The organism is Ralstonia psammae (genome assembly GCF_958405935.1).
Classification (GTDB): Bacteria; Pseudomonadota; Gammaproteobacteria; order Burkholderiales; family Burkholderiaceae; genus Ralstonia; species Ralstonia psammae.
Map to the genome: position 1 here is coordinate 65,249 of NZ_CATZBU010000008.1, position 19,029 is coordinate 84,277.

General features: G+C 62.8%; 15 protein-coding genes and 1 pseudogene. 5 read left to right on the plus strand and 11 right to left on the minus strand.

The window, feature by feature from the left end:
• Position 1 precedes the first annotated feature (1 nt).
• Genes R2N16_RS16630 through R2N16_RS16640 form a run of 3 tightly spaced genes read left to right on the plus strand, consistent with a single transcriptional unit; the run spans position 2 to position 3,110 of the window.
• Positions 2-847, plus strand: a complete 846-nt coding sequence (locus R2N16_RS16630) for an NAD-dependent epimerase/dehydratase family protein (protein ID WP_316666848.1) — start codon at positions 2-4, stop codon at positions 845-847.
• A gap of 4 nt (positions 848-851) precedes the next feature.
• Positions 852-1,754 carry an SMP-30/gluconolactonase/LRE family protein gene (locus R2N16_RS16635; RefSeq protein WP_316666849.1) on the plus strand — a complete coding sequence of 301 codons (903 nt, stop codon included), beginning with the start codon at positions 852-854 and terminating at the stop codon, positions 1,752-1,754.
• A 54-nt stretch (positions 1,755-1,808) separates the two neighbouring features.
• Positions 1,809-3,110 carry an MFS transporter gene (locus tag R2N16_RS16640; RefSeq protein WP_316666850.1) on the plus strand — a complete coding sequence of 434 codons (1,302 nt, stop codon included), beginning with the start codon at positions 1,809-1,811 and terminating at the stop codon, positions 3,108-3,110.
• A 103-nt stretch (positions 3,111-3,213) separates the two neighbouring features.
• On the opposite strand, the gene R2N16_RS16645 is transcribed toward R2N16_RS16640, so the two are convergent.
• Positions 3,214-3,621 carry a hypothetical protein gene (locus R2N16_RS16645; protein WP_316666851.1) on the minus strand — a complete coding sequence of 136 codons (408 nt, stop codon included), beginning with the start codon at positions 3,619-3,621 and terminating at the stop codon, positions 3,214-3,216.
• 256 nt (positions 3,622-3,877) lie between these two features.
• Here R2N16_RS16645 and R2N16_RS16650 point away from each other — a divergent pair, with 256 nt between their 5' ends.
• Positions 3,878-4,663, plus strand: a complete 786-nt coding sequence (locus R2N16_RS16650; RefSeq protein WP_316666852.1) for an MHYT domain-containing protein — start codon at positions 3,878-3,880, stop codon at positions 4,661-4,663.
• A 95-nt stretch (positions 4,664-4,758) separates the two neighbouring features.
• Complete coding sequence (locus R2N16_RS16655) at positions 4,759-7,488, plus strand: FtsK/SpoIIIE family DNA translocase (protein WP_316666854.1); 2,730 nt, start codon at positions 4,759-4,761, stop codon at positions 7,486-7,488.
• Between the two features lie 227 nt (positions 7,489-7,715).
• On the opposite strand, the gene R2N16_RS16660 is transcribed toward R2N16_RS16655, so the two are convergent.
• The 10 genes and pseudogenes from R2N16_RS16660 to tssJ form a co-directional block, all read right to left on the minus strand.
• On the minus strand, positions 7,716-8,426 hold the full coding sequence (locus R2N16_RS16660) for a hypothetical protein (protein ID WP_316666855.1): 711 nt from the start codon (positions 8,424-8,426) through the stop codon (positions 7,716-7,718).
• Positions 8,427-8,482: 56 nt separating this feature from the next.
• Positions 8,483-9,574, minus strand: coding sequence for a PoNe immunity protein domain-containing protein (locus R2N16_RS16665; RefSeq protein WP_316666856.1), 1,092 nt, complete (start codon positions 9,572-9,574; stop codon positions 8,483-8,485).
• Between the two features lie 19 nt (positions 9,575-9,593).
• A pseudogene (locus R2N16_RS16670) lies at positions 9,594-9,884 on the minus strand (hypothetical protein); the annotation flags it as partial.
• A gap of 57 nt (positions 9,885-9,941) precedes the next feature.
• On the minus strand, positions 9,942-10,718 hold the full coding sequence (locus R2N16_RS16675; protein ID WP_316666857.1) for a hypothetical protein: 777 nt from the start codon (positions 10,716-10,718) through the stop codon (positions 9,942-9,944).
• Positions 10,719-10,744: 26 nt separating this feature from the next.
• Entirely contained in the window at positions 10,745-11,806 is a 1,062-nt protein-coding gene (locus R2N16_RS16680) for a hypothetical protein (RefSeq protein ID WP_316666858.1), read from the minus strand.
• Positions 11,803-13,377, minus strand: coding sequence for a hypothetical protein (locus R2N16_RS16685; RefSeq protein ID WP_316666859.1), 1,575 nt, complete (start codon positions 13,375-13,377; stop codon positions 11,803-11,805). Before R2N16_RS16685 ends, R2N16_RS16680 begins: the two co-directional genes overlap by 4 nt.
• Positions 13,374-16,157: a type VI secretion system Vgr family protein gene (locus R2N16_RS16690; RefSeq protein ID WP_316666860.1), complete on the minus strand. Its 2,784-nt coding sequence runs from the start codon at positions 16,155-16,157 to the stop codon at positions 13,374-13,376. The genes R2N16_RS16685 and R2N16_RS16690 overlap by 4 nt, the downstream gene beginning before the upstream one ends.
• A 70-nt stretch (positions 16,158-16,227) precedes the next feature.
• Positions 16,228-17,013 (minus strand): DotU family type IV/VI secretion system protein, encoded by a 786-nt coding sequence (locus tag R2N16_RS16695; RefSeq protein ID WP_316666861.1) that lies wholly within the window; start codon positions 17,011-17,013, stop codon positions 16,228-16,230.
• Entirely contained in the window at positions 17,010-18,356 is a 1,347-nt protein-coding gene (gene tssK / locus R2N16_RS16700; RefSeq protein WP_045203976.1) for a type VI secretion system baseplate subunit TssK, read from the minus strand. Before tssK ends, R2N16_RS16695 begins: the two co-directional genes overlap by 4 nt.
• A gap of 15 nt (positions 18,357-18,371) precedes the next feature.
• A complete protein-coding gene (tssJ, locus tag R2N16_RS16705; protein ID WP_316666991.1) occupies positions 18,372-18,965 on the minus strand; it encodes a type VI secretion system lipoprotein TssJ in 594 nt (197 codons plus the stop codon).
• Positions 18,966-19,029: the final 64 nt, after the last annotated feature.

The following is a 19,029-nucleotide window of genomic DNA, read 5'->3' on the forward strand; positions in this document are numbered from 1 at the left end:
TATGACCACTGACGTACACATTCAAACCGACCCGCTCGCGGGCGTGACCACGCATTGCCACCGCCTGCTGCTGACCGGCGCAGGTGGCAACCTCGGCAAGGTGCTGCGCGAGCGTCTGCCCAAATACGCCGATTTTTTGCGTTTGTCTGATATATCAAATCTGGGCGAAGCGCGCGCCGGTGAGGAGATCGCGCCGTGTGACCTGGCTGATGCGCAAGCCGTCGATGCGCTCGTCGCCGGCACGGATGCGATCGTGCATCTGGGCGGTGTGTCGGTCGAGCGGCCGTTTGAAGAGATTCTGCCGGCCAATATCGCGGGCACCTACAACCTGTACGAAGCCGCGCGTCGCCATGGCGTGCGCCGCATCGTGTTCGCCAGCTCGAACCACACCATCGGTTTCTACAAGCAGGGCGAGGTCATCGATAGCACCGCGCCCACCAAGCCCGATGGCTACTACGGGCTGAGCAAGGTGTTTGGCGAACAGCTCGCCAGTTTCTATTTCGATCGCTATGGCATCGAGACGGTCGCCATCCGCATCGGCTCTTCGTTTGCCGAAGCGAAGGACCGCCGCATGCTCGTCACCTGGCTCGGCTACGACGACCTCGAGCAGCTCATCCGCCGCGCCCTGTTTGTGCCAAGCGTGGGCTTTACCGTGGTCTACGGCATGTCGAACAACCGCGATCGCTGGTGGGACAACCGCCATGCAGCGCACCTCGGCTACACGCCCACGCAGACGAGTGAAATCTTCCGCGCGCAGGTCGAAGCACAGCCGCCGCTGCCCGCCGATGATCCGGCTGCGCAGTACCAGGGTGGGGCGTTTGTCAAAGCCGGCCCGTTCGGAGACTGACGCAATGCAGGTGAACGTAGAGCCGACTGTCGAGCGGATTGGCAACATGCAATGCGGTGTCGGCGAAAGCCCCATCTGGCACGCCGGTGAGCAGGCGCTGTACTGGACGGACATTCCGGGCCGCAAGCTGTGGCGCTGGAATTTCTTCACCGGCCAGGTCAACAACTGGGCGCTGCCCGAGATGGCCGGCTGTATTGCCATGACCTCCGACGGTTGGGCCATGGCCATGGAGACGGGCATCTTTCTCGCGCCGCAGCCTGGTGCCGGCGCTGAGCTTGCGCCGCTGCAGCGCCTTGCCACGGTGGCGCACCCGCGCCCTGACATGCGCTTCAACGACGGCCGTTGCGACCGCCAGGGCCGCCTGTGGGCCGGCACGATGGTCCTGGACACCTCTCTGGGTTTGCCCATCGGCACGCTGTATCGTTTTGATGCGCAGGCCGCTCGCGCCGGGCGCGTAGACGCCGTCATTGACGATCTGATCGTACCGAACGGCCTCGCCTTTAGCCCCGATGGCAAGACGATGTATCTTTCGGATTCGCACGCCAGCCGCCAAACCATCTGGGCTTTCGACTACGACGTCGACAGCGGCACGCCGCACAACCGCCGTGTCTTCGTCGACATGACCGCGTACCCCGGGCGTCCCGATGGTGCCGCGGTGGATGCCGACGGCTGCTACTGGATCTGCGGCAACGATGCGGGGCGCGTGCACCGCTTCACGCCGGACGGTCGTCTCGATCGCAGCATCGCCATTCCCACGTCCAAACCGGCCATGTGTGCATTCGGCGGGCCCGGGCTGGACACCCTGTTCGTGACGTCGATCCTGATCGGCGACGACCCGCTCTCGGGCGCCACGTTTGCAGTGCGCCCGGGCGTGACCGGATTACCGGAACCTGTCTTGCACCTCTGAAACCGCAGTACGCCCCGCACACAAGAACAACCGGGAGCTCTTAGGAGACAACACATGAAACCCATCAAAGGCTTGCGCTGGTGGATCATCGGCCTCGTACTCAGCGGCCTGATCATGAACTACCTGGCGCGCAACGCGCTGGCCGTGGCGGCACCTGAAGTCAACAAGGTGCTGAACATCAGCACGCAGCAGTACGGCTACATTGTCGCGGCATTCCAGGCGGCCTACATGGTGATGCAGCCGGTGGCGGGCTACGTGCTCGACGTGCTGGGCACCAAGCTGGGTTTTGCGCTGTTTGCGGCAGCGTGGTCGGTGGTCTGCCTGCTGCATAGCACGGCGGGCAGCTGGCTGTCGCTGGCGGCGTTCCGCGCCATGCTCGGGATGACGGAAGCGGCGGGTTTCCCCTCGGCGCTGCGGGCCACGGCGGAGTGGTTCCCGGCCAAGGAGCGGTCGATTGCAACCGGCTGGTTCAACATCGGCTCGTCCGTCGGGGCGGTGGTGGCACCTCCACTGGTGGTCTGGTGCATTTTGCACGGCAACTGGCGCTTTGCCTTTGCCGTGATCGGCGGGATCGGGCTGGTGTGGAGCGTGCTGTGGTTCCTGCTGTATCGCGTGCCGGCCAAGCACCATCGCCTGTCGGAAGAAGAGCGCAACTACATCCGAGCAGGCCAGGAAACGCCGGACGACAACGCGAACACGCCAAAGCCCTCATGGGGCAAGATCGTCAGCGGCCGCCGGTTCTGGGGCATCGCGATCCCGCGCTTTCTGTCGGAACCTGCGTGGCAGACGTTCAATTATTGGATTCCGCTCTATATGGCCACCGAGCGCCATATGAACCTGAAGGAGATCGCACTGTTCGCGTGGCTGCCGTTCCTGGCAGCGGATGTGGGCTGCGTGCTGGGCGGCTACCTGGCGCCGTGGTTCCAGAAGCGGTTTTCGGTGTCGCTCGTGACGTCGCGCAAGCTGGTGATGGTGACGGGCTGCCTGTGCATGATCGGCCCGGCCTGCATTGGATTGGCGACGAGCCCGTACACGGCGATTGCGCTGTTCTGCGTGGGCGGCTTCGCACACCAGACGCTTTCTGGCGCGCTGTACACGCTCACGTCTGACATGTTCGGCAAACATGAAGTGGGCACCGCCGTGGGGCTGGCAGGCATGTCGGGCTACCTGGGTGGCATGCTGTTCTCCCTGGCGGTGGGCACCCTGGCAACCACCATCGGCTACAACCCGTTGTTTGTGGCCCTGGCCGTGTTCGACATTGTGGCGGCCATCCTCGTGTGGACGATGCTCAACGACACGCAGGCGCGCCCCGTACCGATGCAGTCCGGCGGAACGGCGCCTAGCACGGCGGCCTGATTTCCGCTTCCGCAAACGCGCTCGATCATGTGGCCTGTTGTGCAATCTTCGGGTTGAGCCTGGTCGGGCTGAGCGGGTCGGAGTCGACCCACTCGCCGTTGCGTCAGCGGCCAGCGGCTTCTTCAACATCGATCCCGCCGGAGCCGGCCAGGATACGGGCGGCTTCGGCCTCCCGATCGGGTGTCACGCGCACGGCCAGCAGGACGCCGGCATGGCGTGTGCGCAAGGTGGCATCGGGCGGATGCGCGGGGGCGGGCTCGTCGCGTGTGGCGAGCATCGCCCCCGCCAGCGAGCCGATATAGGCACCCACACCGGCCGCCACCACCGAGAACAGCACGGCCGCGTGCAGCGCCACCAGCACCACCACATCAGCGACGGCGCCGATTGCAGCACCAAGCGCCATCCCCTTGCCCGCGCCCGCACGCGCACGGGCGGCGCCTTCGGCGTGTTCAAACGTGTCGAAACGGGCAGCGACGATGAGCGACGATGAGCGACATGGGGCCTCCTGCATGGGGCCTCCTGAGAAACGCATTTCCCATTGCGCAAGCAAGTCGGGGGTCCGCGCCAGAAGTCGACCCAAAGTTACCTAGATCAGGTAATTGGCTGGGCAATCACGCGTCGCCATACTTGCCCCCCAAGGCCCGATCGAGGCCATGTCATTTCCAGACAGACGATAACGAAAACGTGGCAGCCCAGATTGCCGGGCAGCCAGCCGATGCCGCCCGGCAATCTGGCGGTTCTTTGGTATCGAAACGGGAGGGTGTGTCATGTTCAACGGCTTTGCTGCGGTGCCGGGCGCGATCGTGCCTTATGCATACGACTGGCTGCTGGTGGGGCTGTCGTATCTCATCTCGGTGGCGGGAGCGTATGTGGGCTTGCGATGGTCAAGACGCGTGCGCAACAAGAACGGCACCATCGACATGGACCGGCTCCTCTGCGCCAGCGTGGCGCTCGGCGGCGGGGCGGTCTGGTCCATGCACTTCATCGGCATGGCCGCCTACCGGACACCGGTACGGATCGAGTTCGATCTCTTCATGACTATGGTGTCGCTGCTGGTGGTGATGGTGTTTGCCGCCGGCGGGCTGGTCATTGCATCGCGCACCACGGGCAGCCGCCCGCGAAACATTGCCGAGGGTGGCGTGCTGACCGGCCTGGGCGTGGCGGTGATGCACTACACCGGCATGGCCGCCGTGCACACCAACAGCAGCTTCGATTGGGACGTCTCCATCATGGGCGTCTCGGCGTTGATTGCGGTGGTGGTGTCGATGGTCGCGCTGTGGCTGGCGACAACCGTCAAGACACGCGGTCAGCAGTTCGGCGCGGCGCTCATCATGGGCGTGGCCGTCTGCGGCATGCACTACACGGGCATGACGGCCGGCACGATGATCTGCACGGGGCAGAGCTACTCCCCATCGCTGTTTGCCATTGAAGGCGGCAACATCGGCTATGCGGTGTTTGCGCTGGCCGGCACCATCCTGATGATCATCCTGCTGATCGAGGCCTCGCGCAGTGCAAGCAGCGCACAGGCCACTGCATCGGGCACGCTACGCTAAAACCTGTTGCCTGAACGCCCGGCCGCGTGCTTTTCGGTCGGGCGTTTCTCATGGCGTTGGCGCGCCCCGCTACAATCGCGGCCTGGCATTTGTTGATGGCGTTTGAAATGGTGCTTGGCTGGTTTGGCATTTCCACCGTGTGGCTGCTGCCCCTGGTGTGGCGGTATGTAACGCGCGCGCTGGCGGGGGAGCGGGGCTTCCTCAAAGGCCGGGGCACCGTGCGGCTCTGGCTGGTGACGCTCGTCGCGCTGAGCGCCAGCGCTGCGCTTGAGGCTCTGACCTCCGGCGCCGATCCGCAGGACAAGGCCGGCGGTGCCGCCGGGCGTGCAGTGTCGTCGCTGTTCTCGCACATGCTGGGCTGGACGGGCGCGTTCCTTCTGATGCTCGGCGTGCTGATCTGGGTCGCGCCAATGGTGTTCGGGCGATCGTGGGGGCAGGTGTTCAACCGCCGCCGCGCCGCGGATGCCGAGGCGTCTTCCGAGCCAGACACCCGCCAGGATGAACCCGTTGACGATGGCTTGAAGCCGACCGCGCTAGGACTCGGCGGGGCAGGTGAGACACGCTGGAGCGGCAACACCGGCCCCGCGCAGCCGGCGGTGCGGCACCGCGGCATCGAGGCTGTTTCTGCCCGCCGTCAGCCCGCTTGGCAGCCGCCCCCTCGTACTCGCCCCTCGCCGCCGCAACCGGGCGAGATCTGGCCGCTACTCGATGCAAAGAAGGGCGCGTCGGCAGAGGCGCCCGCAAGCGCGAAGACGGCACCGCCTGTAGCAGCGCCCACTCCGCCGCAGACGCCCCCGGCACGCCCAAAACCGCGCGCCACCATCGTCAGCAGCCCGTTCCATCAGCCGCAATTGGGTCTGCAGACGCAGGCTCCCGCAGCGCCTGCGATGCAGGCCACGCCCGCAAGCGAGCCGGTTGCCCTGCCCGAGCCGCCGGTGCCGCAGCCAGTGGAAGCGCACGGCCCCATTGAGGCGCAAGCCCCCGCTGCAGAAACTCCAACCGTTGACCTGGACGCCGTACGCCAGGAGGCGGAGGCGCTCCTGGCCGAACTGCGCGGGTTGATGGCGCCTGCCGTAACGACGGCGCCCGAGCCGGAGGTTGCCGAGCCGATCGTTGACGTCGCTCCGGTTGTCCCGGCGCAGCCTGACGCGGAAGTGCTGCCTATTACGCCTTTCATCGAGCCGACCGCCCAGCCGGAAGTCGCACCTGCATTGCCAACGCCCAAGCCACGCATCGTCTTGCCCGCCGTGGTGGGGGAGGTGGTGTCACGCGCCGCGCCGGCCGTCGCCGCCGTACCCGTGCCCGCGCCCGCGCCGGCTCCTGCCGCACCGCGCGTCGTCGACTACCGCCTGCCGGGCGCCGCATTGCTGACCGCCGCATTTGCGAGCGCTGAAGCGGTCTCCACCGAACACCTGGAGGAAACCAGCAACCTGATCGCCCAGCGTCTGGCGGAGTTCAAGGTCCCCGTGACGGTGGTTGGCGCCTCGGCCGGCCCGGTCATCACGCGTTTCGAGGTCGATCCGGCGATTGGCGTGCGCGGCGCGCAGGTCGTGGGGCTGATGAAGGACCTGGCGCGTGCGCTGGGCGTGACGTCCATCCGGGTGGTCGAGACCATCCCCGGCAAGACGTGCATGGGGCTGGAGTTGCCCAACGCCAAGCGCGAAATGATCCGCCTGTCGGAAGTCGTGAACGCGGCGGATTTCCAGTCGCACGCGTCGCACCTCGTGCTGGCCATGGGCAAGGACATCACCGGCAACCCGGTGGTGACGGATCTCGCACGCGCGCCGCACCTGCTCGTGGCCGGCACGACCGGGTCGGGCAAGTCGGTGGCCGTCAACGCGATGATCCTGTCGATGCTGTACAAAGCCACGCCCGACGATGTGCGCATGATCATGATCGACCCGAAGATGCTGGAACTCTCGGTGTACGAGGGCATTCCGCATCTGCTTGCACCGGTCGTGACGGACATGAAGCAGGCTGCGCATGCGCTCAACTGGTGCGTGGGCGAGATGGAAAAGCGTTACCGGCTGATGTCGGCGCTGGGTGTGCGCAACCTTGCCGGCTACAACCAGAAGATCCGCGCGGCGGAACAGGTCGGCCGCAAGGTGCCGAACCCGTTCTCGCTCACGCCCGATGCGCCCGAGCCGCTCTCGACGCTGCCGATGATCGTGGTCATCATCGACGAGCTGGCCGACCTGATGATGGTGGCCGGTAAGAAGATTGAAGAACTGATCGCGCGCCTCGCGCAGAAGGCCCGTGCCGCAGGCATCCACTTGATTCTGGCCACGCAGCGGCCGTCGGTGGACGTCATCACCGGCCTCATCAAGGCCAACATTCCCACGCGCGTGGCATTCCAGGTGTCATCCAAGATCGATTCGCGCACGATTCTCGATCAGATGGGCGCCGAGTCATTGCTTGGCCAGGGCGACATGCTCTTCTTGCCGCCAGGCACCGGCTATCCGCAGCGCGTGCACGGAGCGTTCGTCGCCGACGAGGAAGTGCACCGCGTGGTCGAGCACTGGAAGCAGTTCGGTGAGCCCGAGTACGACGAGGCCATCCTAGCCGGTGATCCAGGTGAAGCTGCTGCGAGCGGCGACTTGTTTGGCGCAGAGAGTGCCGATGCGGAAGCCGATCCGCTCTACGACGAAGCGGCAGCGTTTGTGCTCAACACGCGTCGCGCGTCGATCTCTTCCGTGCAGCGGCAACTGCGTATCGGCTACAACCGTGCGGCTCGGTTGATTGAGCAGATGGAAGCCGCCGGGCTGGTGTCGCCGATGGGGCGGAATGGGCAGCGGGAGGTGCTGGCGCCTGGTGGTGGGGAGTGACGGGCCTTGTCTGCCGCTGGTGACGACTACGGCGCGACATAGTCGAGGCACAACTGACCGGGGCGACAATCGCGCACTTGGCCGGACGTGCCGTCAGCGTGCTGATGTTGTACGCCACGCCGCCCTGTGTGAAGGCGCCTCGCAATGCGTCTTTCTCTGCGCCGGAAAACCATGGGTGCAAAAACGCTTCGAGACCCCAGGGGCGCGCATCAACTGCCGATAGGCGCTCAACTCTCGGCCGTGACCGTCAACGATTGCACCCACTGCCCAAGCTGCGCCTCGCCTTCCTCATCCAAGTGCCCCGACAGCACGCCATACCATTCGACGACGGCCTCGATCGGCAGGTTCGCCTTGAGGATGGGCAAACTGTTTTCCAGGAAGCTGCCGAAAAACGGAATGCCGCGCATGTACAGGAAATGCGAATCCGTAATGCGGACATGCGCGTAGACATCGCGCAGCCACGCCAGGTAGGGCAAAGCTTCGGCCATATGCCCGCTCTGCGTGAGCGGCGAGATGAATTGCGTGCGGGCCGTGACGCTGGACATTTCGCGCGTCTGCTCGTTGACCTCGTCGAACTTCATCAACCACGCTTCGCCGCGCTTCAATTCGCCGCACATGACGGAGGTGGTCGCCAGTTGCAGAGCATTGTGCGCGCTGGGCTCCTGTTCGAAGAGCGCCAGCCAGTGAGGGAATGCCTCGGGATAGCGGCGCATGTCCGAATAGGCAAGCGCGCATAGGCGGTTGGCGTCGGCATGGCGATCCGCGTAGGGGGCCGCTGCGGCGATGGCTGCTTCGTGCCGGCCTTGTTGGTAGGCCTCCAGGGCAGGGGCGAGTTCGGGGGCGATGTCGGCGGAGGTTTTGTCGTCTTTCGGTGGTTGGGGTGGGTTGGCGGCTCCGTCGTTGGAGTTTCGCCCAAATAGTTTTTTAAGTAGGCCCATGGTGTTTGTTCCTGGCGCTGGAGCGTCTAGTTATTGGCCTTATTCAACCCGCAGAATCAAGACTGAAGGCTAGATTGGTCGATATCCCACTGCCAGATCGTTGCGCCATAGCTGCTCCCCTCAAACGAGGGCATGATTTCGCCCGGTTTGAAATACCGGCGGCTATTGGCCTTTGCCGGCGTCAACCACCAACCGGCTTGCGGACAAGGCTCGCCAGCTTCACACCGCAGACGGCTGAGAGGGTAGCCATCCAGGCCCAGCGATGTGTCGAAATCACTGGTAACGCGACCCTCCTCGCGAAGTTTCCGGCCATAGGCGACAAGGTCTTTTGGATAGACCATATCGTCTATCTTGGAATCGTCGATACCTAATAGGAAACAGGTTGCTGCTGCCTCAAACGCCCAATAACCATAGTAGAACGACTCGTCTTCCTGGATTTTCTTGTGGGCGTCATACCAGCGCGCGCCGTCTTGATAGCGGTACCACTTCTTCAGATAGAACTGAATGTGTGGGACAGCCGCTTCCCGACGCTCTTGGAAGTAGGCCTCAACCAAGGTTGAATAAGGTTCATCAAATAGGACTTCTTCTATGTCTTCGTCGGGGTCGTTGACATAGTCGAGAATCAGTTGCTCATACAGAGCGTCACCATGGCGATTGCTCGCCATGGCTGCGATGATGCGTTTGATCGATCGTCCATCACGGATCAAGATGGCGACACTGAGAAACTGCAATGCCCTCTCGTACTCGACCATATTGTCAAAATCGACTGCGCAAATCGTTAGATCGGTATCTCCACGGTCCTTGAACTTTTCCTTCAGGAAAAGGCGATACGGGACATTGAGTTCGTTCCACCGAACAAATTCATCGACGATAGGCGCGAACTGATCAGCCAAGGCATCAAGGTCTTTGCCTGCCGTGTAGTCCAGCATCCAGAGATAGAACATCTCCTTGAAGACAGCACCCTGTGCATCGACAAGATAGTAAGGGTCGAGGTCTCCTCGTCGTACGCTCTTGACGCACACATCAATGCCTTCCAGAAGGCGAGTGCGGACGTTGCGATAGAGGGTGCTGTATAGGAAATTCTGACGACGTTTGGAGTGCAGATCGTCCCGCTCAGGAAGGAAAGAGGGCGTGCTGTTTTTTGCCATGGGGGGTATGCCGAAAATTATTTGCTGCGCTGGGTTCCTGTTCGAACAGCGCAAGCCAGTAAGGAAAGGCTTCGGGATAGCGGCGCATATCCGAATAGGCAAGCGCGCATAGGCGATTGGCGTCGGCGTGGCGATCGGCATACGGCGCAGCGGCTGCGATGGCAGCTTCGTGCTGGCCTTGCTGGTAGGCCTCCAGAGCGAGGGCGAGTTCGGGGGCGATGTCGGGCGAGGTGTCGTCTTTCGGCGGTGGGGGCGGGTTGGCGACGCGGTCGTTGGCGCTTCTGCCGAATAGTTTTTTCAGTAGGCCCATGGGGTTTTGTCGTTGTCTATCAGCTTGGATATGCGCTTTGTAGAGTGAAGAGCCGGCCTAGACGTCTGCATGCTGCTGGCACACGAACTTGGCGTTGAGCATGTCTGCAATCTGGCCGAATGCCGAAGTGAGCGCGTTCACGTGCTGTGCCTCAATGGCGAAGGGCAGTTCGTATCGGGCGATGCGTCCGCGATGCTCCGATGGACGATCGCTGCGTGAAGCTCGGAATTCAAATGTGATGTCATACCCGCCGCCTCCACGGGCCGGATAAATAATCGTGCATATCACCTTCCCGACAGCGCGATGCCGAAAGCGGAAGCTGTCGTTTCCGCATCTGAAGCCGACCCACGCCTTGTCGTGTGAGCGGAATACCACGAGCACATCGTCCGGCGGCAACCGTGTCAGACCGTCCGCCAATTCGCTTGAGGAAACCATCGAGGTGCCGGCGTCGCCATTCTCTTGTTCCACGACCTCGTGTTGGGCGACCATTTTCAGCAGTAGGCCATAGACGAGCCGTGTTGCAGCTTGGCGACCGTTTTCTTCCCCGTACACGATGAGCTGCCGAAAACGGGCTCGCGCGCCTGTTTTCTCGGGCATCGGGACGTTGGCGCTCTCTACAGCGGTCCCAGGCGGCTCTTTCCCGGGGTTGGCGTTGCTTCGACGGTCAAGCACGGTGTTCAACCAGATGAGAAGAGCCGTTTGCGGCACCAGCACGACGATCATCACTGCAATCAGGACACCGAGCCCTGCCAGAAAGCCGTGCTTTGATGCGACATGCGATGCGGCCTGCGCTCCGGCGCAGAGGGGCAGGGCCAGATAGAGAAGCCAGAACATCGATTAGCTGCTCAGTTCCCTATGTGTTACAGCTTCGGATCGGATTGATCGCTATCCCATTGCCAGATGGTCGAACCGTAATCCGATGCAATCTCCGGCATCGGGGTCCCTTGCGAGAAGAACCGGCGAGAGCCTGATTTGGCTGGCGTTATCCAGTAGCCGTCTTTTGGGCACCCTTGTCCTGCTTCACAACGCAGGTGCAACGCACTTGCGGGCATGGCCTGGGCAGCAGGTTGCGATACGAAGTACCAGGTTGTGTCTACCGCCTCGGTCACAGGTGAGCCGGTTGTCATTGCCTCATACTCCGCAGCCATCTCATCATCGTATCCAGAAAATGGATTATTTAGCTCCAGCCCTCTTATCCGATACGCAGGCTGCATGGGTTGTCCCTCAATACAGAACGCAAGACTGAAATCGCTAGCTCCGTCCTGATGCCACTGCTTGGGAACCCATACTCCAGTCTGAGGGCATGGTGCTCCTGGGCGCACGCTGTTCGCAATGTCGATCACATAGTGCGGAAAGACGGTCGGCGCCGACATGAGCCCATATTCTTCCGCAAGCTGGATACCTTTCGCCCTATCACCCACGTGGCTGTCGTCTCGATCAAGATAGACTTGGTTTGCACCGATTGAAGTGCGATTTAACCAATGGCCACCCTTGGTTTGGTTGTTGCGCAGTGCCTCGCTTCCGATACCACAGGCATGGCCCAGTCGAGCAAACGCATTGTTCCATTGCTTGCGCTGCTCATCGGTCATCCAGCCCAGAGGTTGTTCAACGAGGCCGCGATAATCCGTGTCAGGGGCGCTCAAGAAATCGATCATCGGCAGATAGTCGCCGCCGTTCTTGATGAAACCAATACCGCGTCGAATATTCTGGGCATGCGTCAGGTAACGTGAAACCCAGTAGTCCAAGCGAGCGGCGCCATGCACCCCATGCCCAGTAATGAATGTGTTGTAGATATTCGCGAACTCTTCACACAGACGGCCGCACAATTCGTAGTGTGAAATCGACGTGATTTGATAGAGAAACCATGCATCCTGGTCGAGGTTGCGCTCTACATCGTAGGGTTTTAGGCTTGCTGCATTCATTGAATGTCGTCGGGTAGTGAAACGATGATGCCCTTAGCTTCCTCGAGATTCCAATCTGCGAACCCCCAACCAGTCTCAAAAGGGCCCTTCACGCGAGGATCGCTAGCCTTGTCGCGGAGGGGTTTGGGGTCAGTTTTCCTCCCGGTCACATCTTCCCACTCGACACGGGTATCGAACTCTCCTGGCCTACGCCCGGGTACAGGTTGTCCCGTTTCATGATTGATACGTGGTCTAGTCGGCAGGAATTTGTCTTCTGCTGGGGAGAATACGATTTGGTCGGCACCGCCCTCCAAGTGATAAGGAGTGCCGTCAAGCTTCTGCGACGCGGCAGGTCCTCTCAAAACAGTGAGAGTTTCGCCGGCAGGCACTTCATATACGACGTACTGACCATTCTGGTTCCAATCAGGTTTCACCGCTAGCTTCTCTCTCCAGTCAGCGCGGTTTTTAAGGCTTTTGAATGTTTTCTCGTCGACCCAAAACATACCGCCGGCGGCGTTTGTCGGGTCAACAATCCGATAGAGCTTAGTCGGCCCCTTGATCGCGTCGACGCGGATTTTTCCGTGCTCGAATGTTTTAACCAGCCCTTCGTTAATCTCTGGGAGCTTGTTCTCGATAGTGCGCTTTCCCAGAACCGCGTTCAGGGCTTTTGCTGTTTCCTCAGCCTGCTCTTTTGTCGGCGCCGGATGAGGAAAGTCGTTTCCCAACCGCACCCACTTGGGCGGATGCTTGTTCATCAACTGAGCCGCGCCTTGTTCACTCATGGGGGCAATCCAGCCCTTGTTGTGCGTCCGCGTGTAAGCAATCCACGCATGGTCATCCAACCGCTTTGCCGTCACATTCAGGATCGTGCGAATCGGCGCCGTGTACTGCTCAAGTTTCGACGCCATGTCCTGCTTGTTCTTGCGCAGGAAGTCCAGAAAGTCATTCAGTTTCTCGCGCGTCGATGCAGGCACGATCAGCTTCAAGCGGCCAAGAAGCGTTTCGATCTTGTCGGCTGCTTCCAGAAACTGCGTACGAAGCCTCGAGCCATTGACCTTTTCCGCCAGCTCCGTGATTTTCTTTGAGCAGAATTTGAAGATGTCGGGCACGCCTTCTTTGGTCGCCCACTTGACGACCTTCGAGTTGCTGAGGAACTCCGCGATCTTCGGCAATGCAGCGTCGAGGGCGAGGTTCGTTGCCCGCCCGAGCTTGGTCGCGTCGAGCAGGTCCTCCGCACGTCGAAGGTATTTCCGGATGTACACGAAGGCGATTTTGACAACGCCCTTGACCACAGAACCGATCTCGGGGAAGAAACCGATGATGGTCAGCGCGATGAAGAACAGGATGAGCTTGTTGCTGGGGTCTTTTCTATACGCGCGGATATTGGCGCAAAGGTCACGGATATCGCAGATCGTGTCGACGATGGGGATCAACGAGATCACCATGTCGGCCGCAATCTGGCCGGCGGAGCGGTCTTCCTGAAAATCGCCCTGAATAGCTTCCCAGAGCCACAATCCGACGCCTTTGTCTTCGGGCTTCGCTTGGCCGTGAACGATGCCCCAGGCCTCTTCGGTCTGCTGCTGCGTGCTCATACAGTGGTATTCGTTTGGTCTTGTTGCAGTTTCGCTTCCTCTTCTTTGATCAGAGGCTCGGTTGCTGCAAGCAGGTCATCAAGGGTTGGGCGAGGGACGTCCTTCGCAGTTGGATTGTTCTTGTAAGTCAGAGTGGCTTCTCCCCAAGGAACAGCCTCTTCCCGTTGCTCTGCGGCCCCGTTCAGCCTGCCTTTACGCTTGGTGCCGTCGGTGAACTCCAACTCGTATTCAATGTTCTTCATCGGTAGGCCCTCATAGCCGAGCAGGCTCATCTCGATCCAGTTGGGCGCATTGGCAGAGATCGGCAACGCCGGCAACGCCGCCGCCTGCCCCCCAGGCCCCACCAGCGGATGCCCAGCCCCCTTCACCGACAGCAGCCCCGACGTCTCAAACGTCACGGCATTCCCTTCCAGCCGGATCAACGAATCCCCACCATGCAGCACGATGTTCTGCTGCGCGAGGATCTCGACCGAATCGGCCGATGAGGTGACGGTAACGGCCTTGTCAGCCAGCACGGCCAGCGCATCGGTATGCGATTGAATAGAGACCGGCCCGCCTTCGGCAATCGCGCGGATGCCGTTGCGCTGGGCGAACAGGCTCACGCCCTTTGCTGCCGCCGCGGCGATGACATTGCCCGCGGCCAGGTGCCAGTCGGCTTGAGCGGTGCCATGCAAATGGCGACCCGCGTAGACGGTGGTCGTGGCTTGGGAGGCGAGCGCGATGCTCGAGGGCGATTCGGTCACCAGCAGCGGCTGGCCGAATTTGTCGACCGGTTGCTGTGAATCCTGGCCGTTGACGTTGCCAGGGTATTTGCCGTCCTGCGCGGGGTCGAGCGCCTTGTCGATCGGCTCGAAGGCTTCGTTGGCGGCCAGCGGCAGGGCTTGCTGGCTGGAGGCTGCGTCCGACAGGCGCTGTGCGGTTTTCTGCGCGGCGGTGAGTTGCCCGCGCGCTTCATGGGCGTCGAGCAGCGTGCCGACGGCTTGCGCGCGCGCGGTGGTCGAGAGCAGCAAGCCTGCGCCCGCGCGCACCACGGCCCAGGCATCGGTCCGTAGTTCGGCGCCGGTGCCGCGCCAGGTGCCGCGGTCTCCGCCCGTGGCGCCGTGCGAGGTGACATAGCCGAGGTTCAGTTGGCTGTTGGCGGTGGAGCTGGCCAGGCGCGTGCGCAACTGGCCGGGGTGATCATCAACGACCCATTGGTTGTAGCCGTCGCCGCCAAGGCCCTGCGAGTGCCAGCCGGAGAGTGCCTGCCCGAGCGGCGCATCGGCGGGGGCCCAGGGCAGGGCGTCCTGCGTGTTGTGCAGCTGCATGGCGATCATCGGGCGGTCGATGTCGCCGTCGATGAAGGTAAGCAGCACTTGCGTGCCGGCACGCGGCAGGTGATTGCCACCCCAGTTCGGGCCCGCGCTGGCGCTGGCCACGCGCACCCAGGCGGTGACTTGCGTGCGGTCGCTGCTGGAGGGGTCGGAAAAGGCATTGACCTCCGGCGCGCGCAGCCATGGGAAGCGCACGCGTACGCGATGGTCGCGGTCGGTGGTGAGTGGCGCGCCGTCGTCGGCGATGACCACTGCGGCTTGGCCCTCGGGCGCGGTCGGGCGGCGCCGATAGGCCGGCACGATGGGCGCCTCGGCCGGCACGGCGACGAACCGATTGCGGTAGCTGCCCGATTCGATCTCGGTGGTGGAGAGCAGCCTTGCGATGTCGGCGCCGAGGTTGTTGGCGGCTTCGTGTTCCACCTGCAGCGTGACGAACTCGCTGTGCGTGCTGTCGAAATGCTGCGTGAGCGTGAAACGCTGCCCAGCGCCCAACTGGCGCACGCTGCCTTGGCCCTCGTAGCGCAGGTACGCGCCTTCGTGTGCCTGCATGCGCAATTGCGCAGCCCGGCTGGCCTCTTGCGTATTCGTATATTGATACGAGCCTGAGGCTTCAAAGCGTTCCAGCGTGGGCAGTTCGCCGCCGGGGTCGTGCGCGCTGGCTTGCGCGCTGGTGGCGGCCAGCGCCTTGTAGTCCCACGACGCGAGGGTCACGGCGTTGGTGCCTACGCTGTGCGCGTGCGAGAAGCGCTCGATCGCGTCGTCGCTTTCGGTGGCGTCAACGCGATGGAAGCGGATTTCCGGCTGCGGGCAGGCAGGCCGTTGCGCATCGTTGTCGAAGATGACAACGGTGTGGCGTGACTGGGCGCCGCCTTGCTGTTGCGTGTCGTCGCTTTGCTCGTGTTCGATACGGAACGACAGGCCTTCCTCGGCCAGCAGGCGCATCACGAAGGCGTAGTCGGTTTCGCGGTATTGGCAGCAGATCGAGCGTTTGGCACACGGCTGCGTGGCGGCGATCTTGTAATGCGCGGTAGGATATTCGCTGAAGACCTCTTCGATGATCTCTAGCGCGGTCTTGTCCTGGTAGACGAAGCAATCGCTGCGGGTGCGCAGGCGGTCAAGCCACGGCACGACGCGCAGGCGGTAGCGCGCGAGGCCGCCGTCGCCGCCAAGCGATGCGCAGTCGGCCACATAACCGTGCCACGCGCGGCGCTTGCCGTCGGCTTGCACCAGGCGCAGCGTCACTTCCTGCGCGGCCAGCTTGGCCGTATCCAGGTGTGCCGATGGGCTCAGGCAGTCGATATGCAGGACGAACGAGGCCGACACCGCCTCGGTGGCGGTAAAGCGCTCCACGACGAGGTTGTCGGAAGCGAGCGCCGTCTCCAGCGTGATCTGGCGGGTCTGCTGCCCGAGCAGCGCGCCCAGGACGGCTTGTGGCACGGCGGCCGGCAGGTTGGACAAAGGCTTCATCGGAACAGCGTCGCGCTGGGGTTCGTGTTGCGGTTCAGCAGGAGGATGGGCACGCGGCCCATCGTGGCCATCACGGGAGCGAAATCGTCAAGTGCGAGAAGCGCGGCCCGAGCTTGATGACCTGGGAGTAGCCTTCCAGCGTTTCGTTGGTCTTGGTGCTCAGCGTGTGCGACAGCCCAAGGAAGCCCAGCAGCCCAATCAGCGCAAACACGGCGCCAAAAATCCACAGCGGCGTCTCGCGCTTGAGCATGTGCGCGACCTTGTCGGGCAGCGGCCAGTGCGGTGCGAATGCGGCGCGCTTGCCCTTGATGGCGGAAATCTCGTCGCCCAGGCGTGCTGTCAGGTAAGCCAGCTTTTCCGGCCCTTCCAGGATGTATTTGCCACGGAAGCCCAGCAGCAGGCACATGTGGAAGACCTCCAGCGCCTGCAGGCGCGGCGCACCGCGTGCCCGCAACTCTTCGAGCTTGACGAAGAAGGTCTCGCCGGCGAGCTGTTCGCCAAACAGTACGAGCTGCAGCGGGCGGCGTTCCCAGGCCGGGCGGATCGCAAAGTTGGACGACAGGATGGTTTCGTCCACGGCCGCGCAGAACGCATATTTCGAGTCGAACACGTCTTCGGCCGACACGTTCAGCCGCTTGGCGCCGCGGTCGAAATCGTCGAGGAAGGCACGTACGCGTGACAGGAAATCTTCTGCGCTGGTCGGCTGCTGGGCATTGCGCAACTGGAACAGCATGAAGAAGCCGTCATACAGCAAGTCGAGCAGCGTGCGCGCGTGCGTGCTGGATTCACGTGCATCCGCCGCTGCGGTTGCCGGTGCCGAACCGCCAAACAGTGAAGGGGTGGAGGTAGCGCTCATGAAGTCACCGCGATCAGTTCAAGTTTGAGTTCCCGAATACCGGCCGGGGCGTAGATGGTGAGGGTCTGCGCCTGCAGCATGCGTTCGTACAGCATGCCGCGCGCTTCTACGGCGAAGTAGCAGGCGCCCGGGCGCACCGGAATGGCGGGCGGCACCTGCGGCGTGTAGGTAAGCGGCACGCCGGGCATGGACGACAGCACAAGCTTTTCCACGTCGTCGGGTGCCCCGACCTTGAAGCGCGCCGGAATGGCTTCTACCAGCTCGGCGGCGGGCATGTCTGCCGACACCGACAGATAGAAGCTGGTCTGGTCGTCGATCTTGCCGGAGTCGATGCGGCCGAGGTGGAACGACGGGCGGGTCTCTTCCAGTGCAATCGCAAAGTAGCGCGTGGAGATGACGGTATCGAGCAGCTCGCGCACGATAGTGTCGAGCTTGGCAAACACCGGGCCCGGATTGTCGTGGTCGTAAGCGGGAAGGTCGGCCAGCGTGTAACTCTTGGTGAACGTCATGAGTGCGCCGGCCAGGCGCAGCATTTCCTGGAACAGGCGCTCCGGGTGCAGGTCGGGGTGGTGATACAGGTGCGACAGCGCCGCAAACGCCGCATTGGCCGTATGCAGCAGCCAGAACGACGCAATGTCGCCGGAGCGGAATTCGATGATGTTCTTGGTTGGCTCGCGGTGGAAACCATACAGCGCGTTGACCTTGGCCTGCAGCGCGTCGAGTAGGCGGCGCAGGCGCTGATACAGCACGGCCGAGGCGTTGATCGCCATGCTGGGCGCGACAAAGTTCTCGTCCAGTTCAAAGCCGCCGGTGCCGGTGCGCCGCACGCGCACCACGGGCAGTGAGATGAACTGCTCGCGCGGTTCCGTCTCGGCAATCAGCTTGACGGACTTCTTCAAATACGTGATGGCAGCGGGCTCGGCCTCTGTATACAGGTCGGCCGTTTCCTCCTCCGTGCCGACAAAGCGCGATACCGAGGCGCCTTCGATCTGCTCTCGGTAGTTGCCGCCGTTGTCTTGCAGCGGATACAGCGCGATATGGAAGGTCAGCTCCGACACGCCGGCGGGAATGGCGTCAAGCACCAGCGGTGGCGGAAGCGCATCGGCCTGCGGAGCGAAGTACAGCTCGCCGTCCGGAAAGAACAGCGACAGCTCGATTACGCGCAGCACGCCGCTGGCCAGCGCATCGGTATCGAAGCGCGCATGGCGGATGCCCCATCCGTACGGCTGGATGACCTGTGCGGTCGCATGCAGGCGCGACTCGTGATACGCATCCTGACGCTGGAAATGCTGCGGACGCAGGAACAGCCCTTCGCCCCAGAGAATCTTTGCGGAGTAACTCACGTTGGCCCTTGTTGTTCAGCTACCGCAGACCGCGGGGGAGAGCAGGTTGAGATCAGTCAGCGGCGTGGCGCCGGCCGGGGTGGTCAGCGTGCCCGACGTCACGGTCATGGCGCACGCGTGCAGCCCGATCACGATGCCCGACTTCTCGTTCTTCTCGGTGTTGAAGGCGAACTTCCAGCGCTGCGATGCGGGGCTGCGGAACAGCGCCACGACGCCCAGCGTTGTCGCCTCGCGCGAGACCTTCTCGGTGAAGTCGTAGCGCTGGCCCGGGATCAGCGTCATCTCGCGCACGTTGACGAGATCGGCGCCCAGCGTTTGCTTTTCACGCGCCGGGTCGATGAAGGTGTCATACGGCGCCTGCAGGAAGCTGGTCGGGTCCTTCAATGAGTACAGGCGCACCACGACCGCAACTGGACGGCGGTCGTTGGCGGCGTTCAGGTTGTTGCCGGCCGTCATCTTGAGCGGCACTTCGCGCGGTGGCTTCTGCGCATCCGGCAGGTTGGACGATTTGAGCCCCATCGCTTCCAGCGCGCCGTTGGCCGCGCCGGCCAGCACGCTCGCACCGGTTGAGCAGGCGGCCAGAACGGCCACGCTGGCGCTCAGCAGCATCAGCTTGAGCGCCCCAGCGAGACGGTGCTTCAGAGAGTGCTTCAGAAGGCGGCCGCAGCCCGGC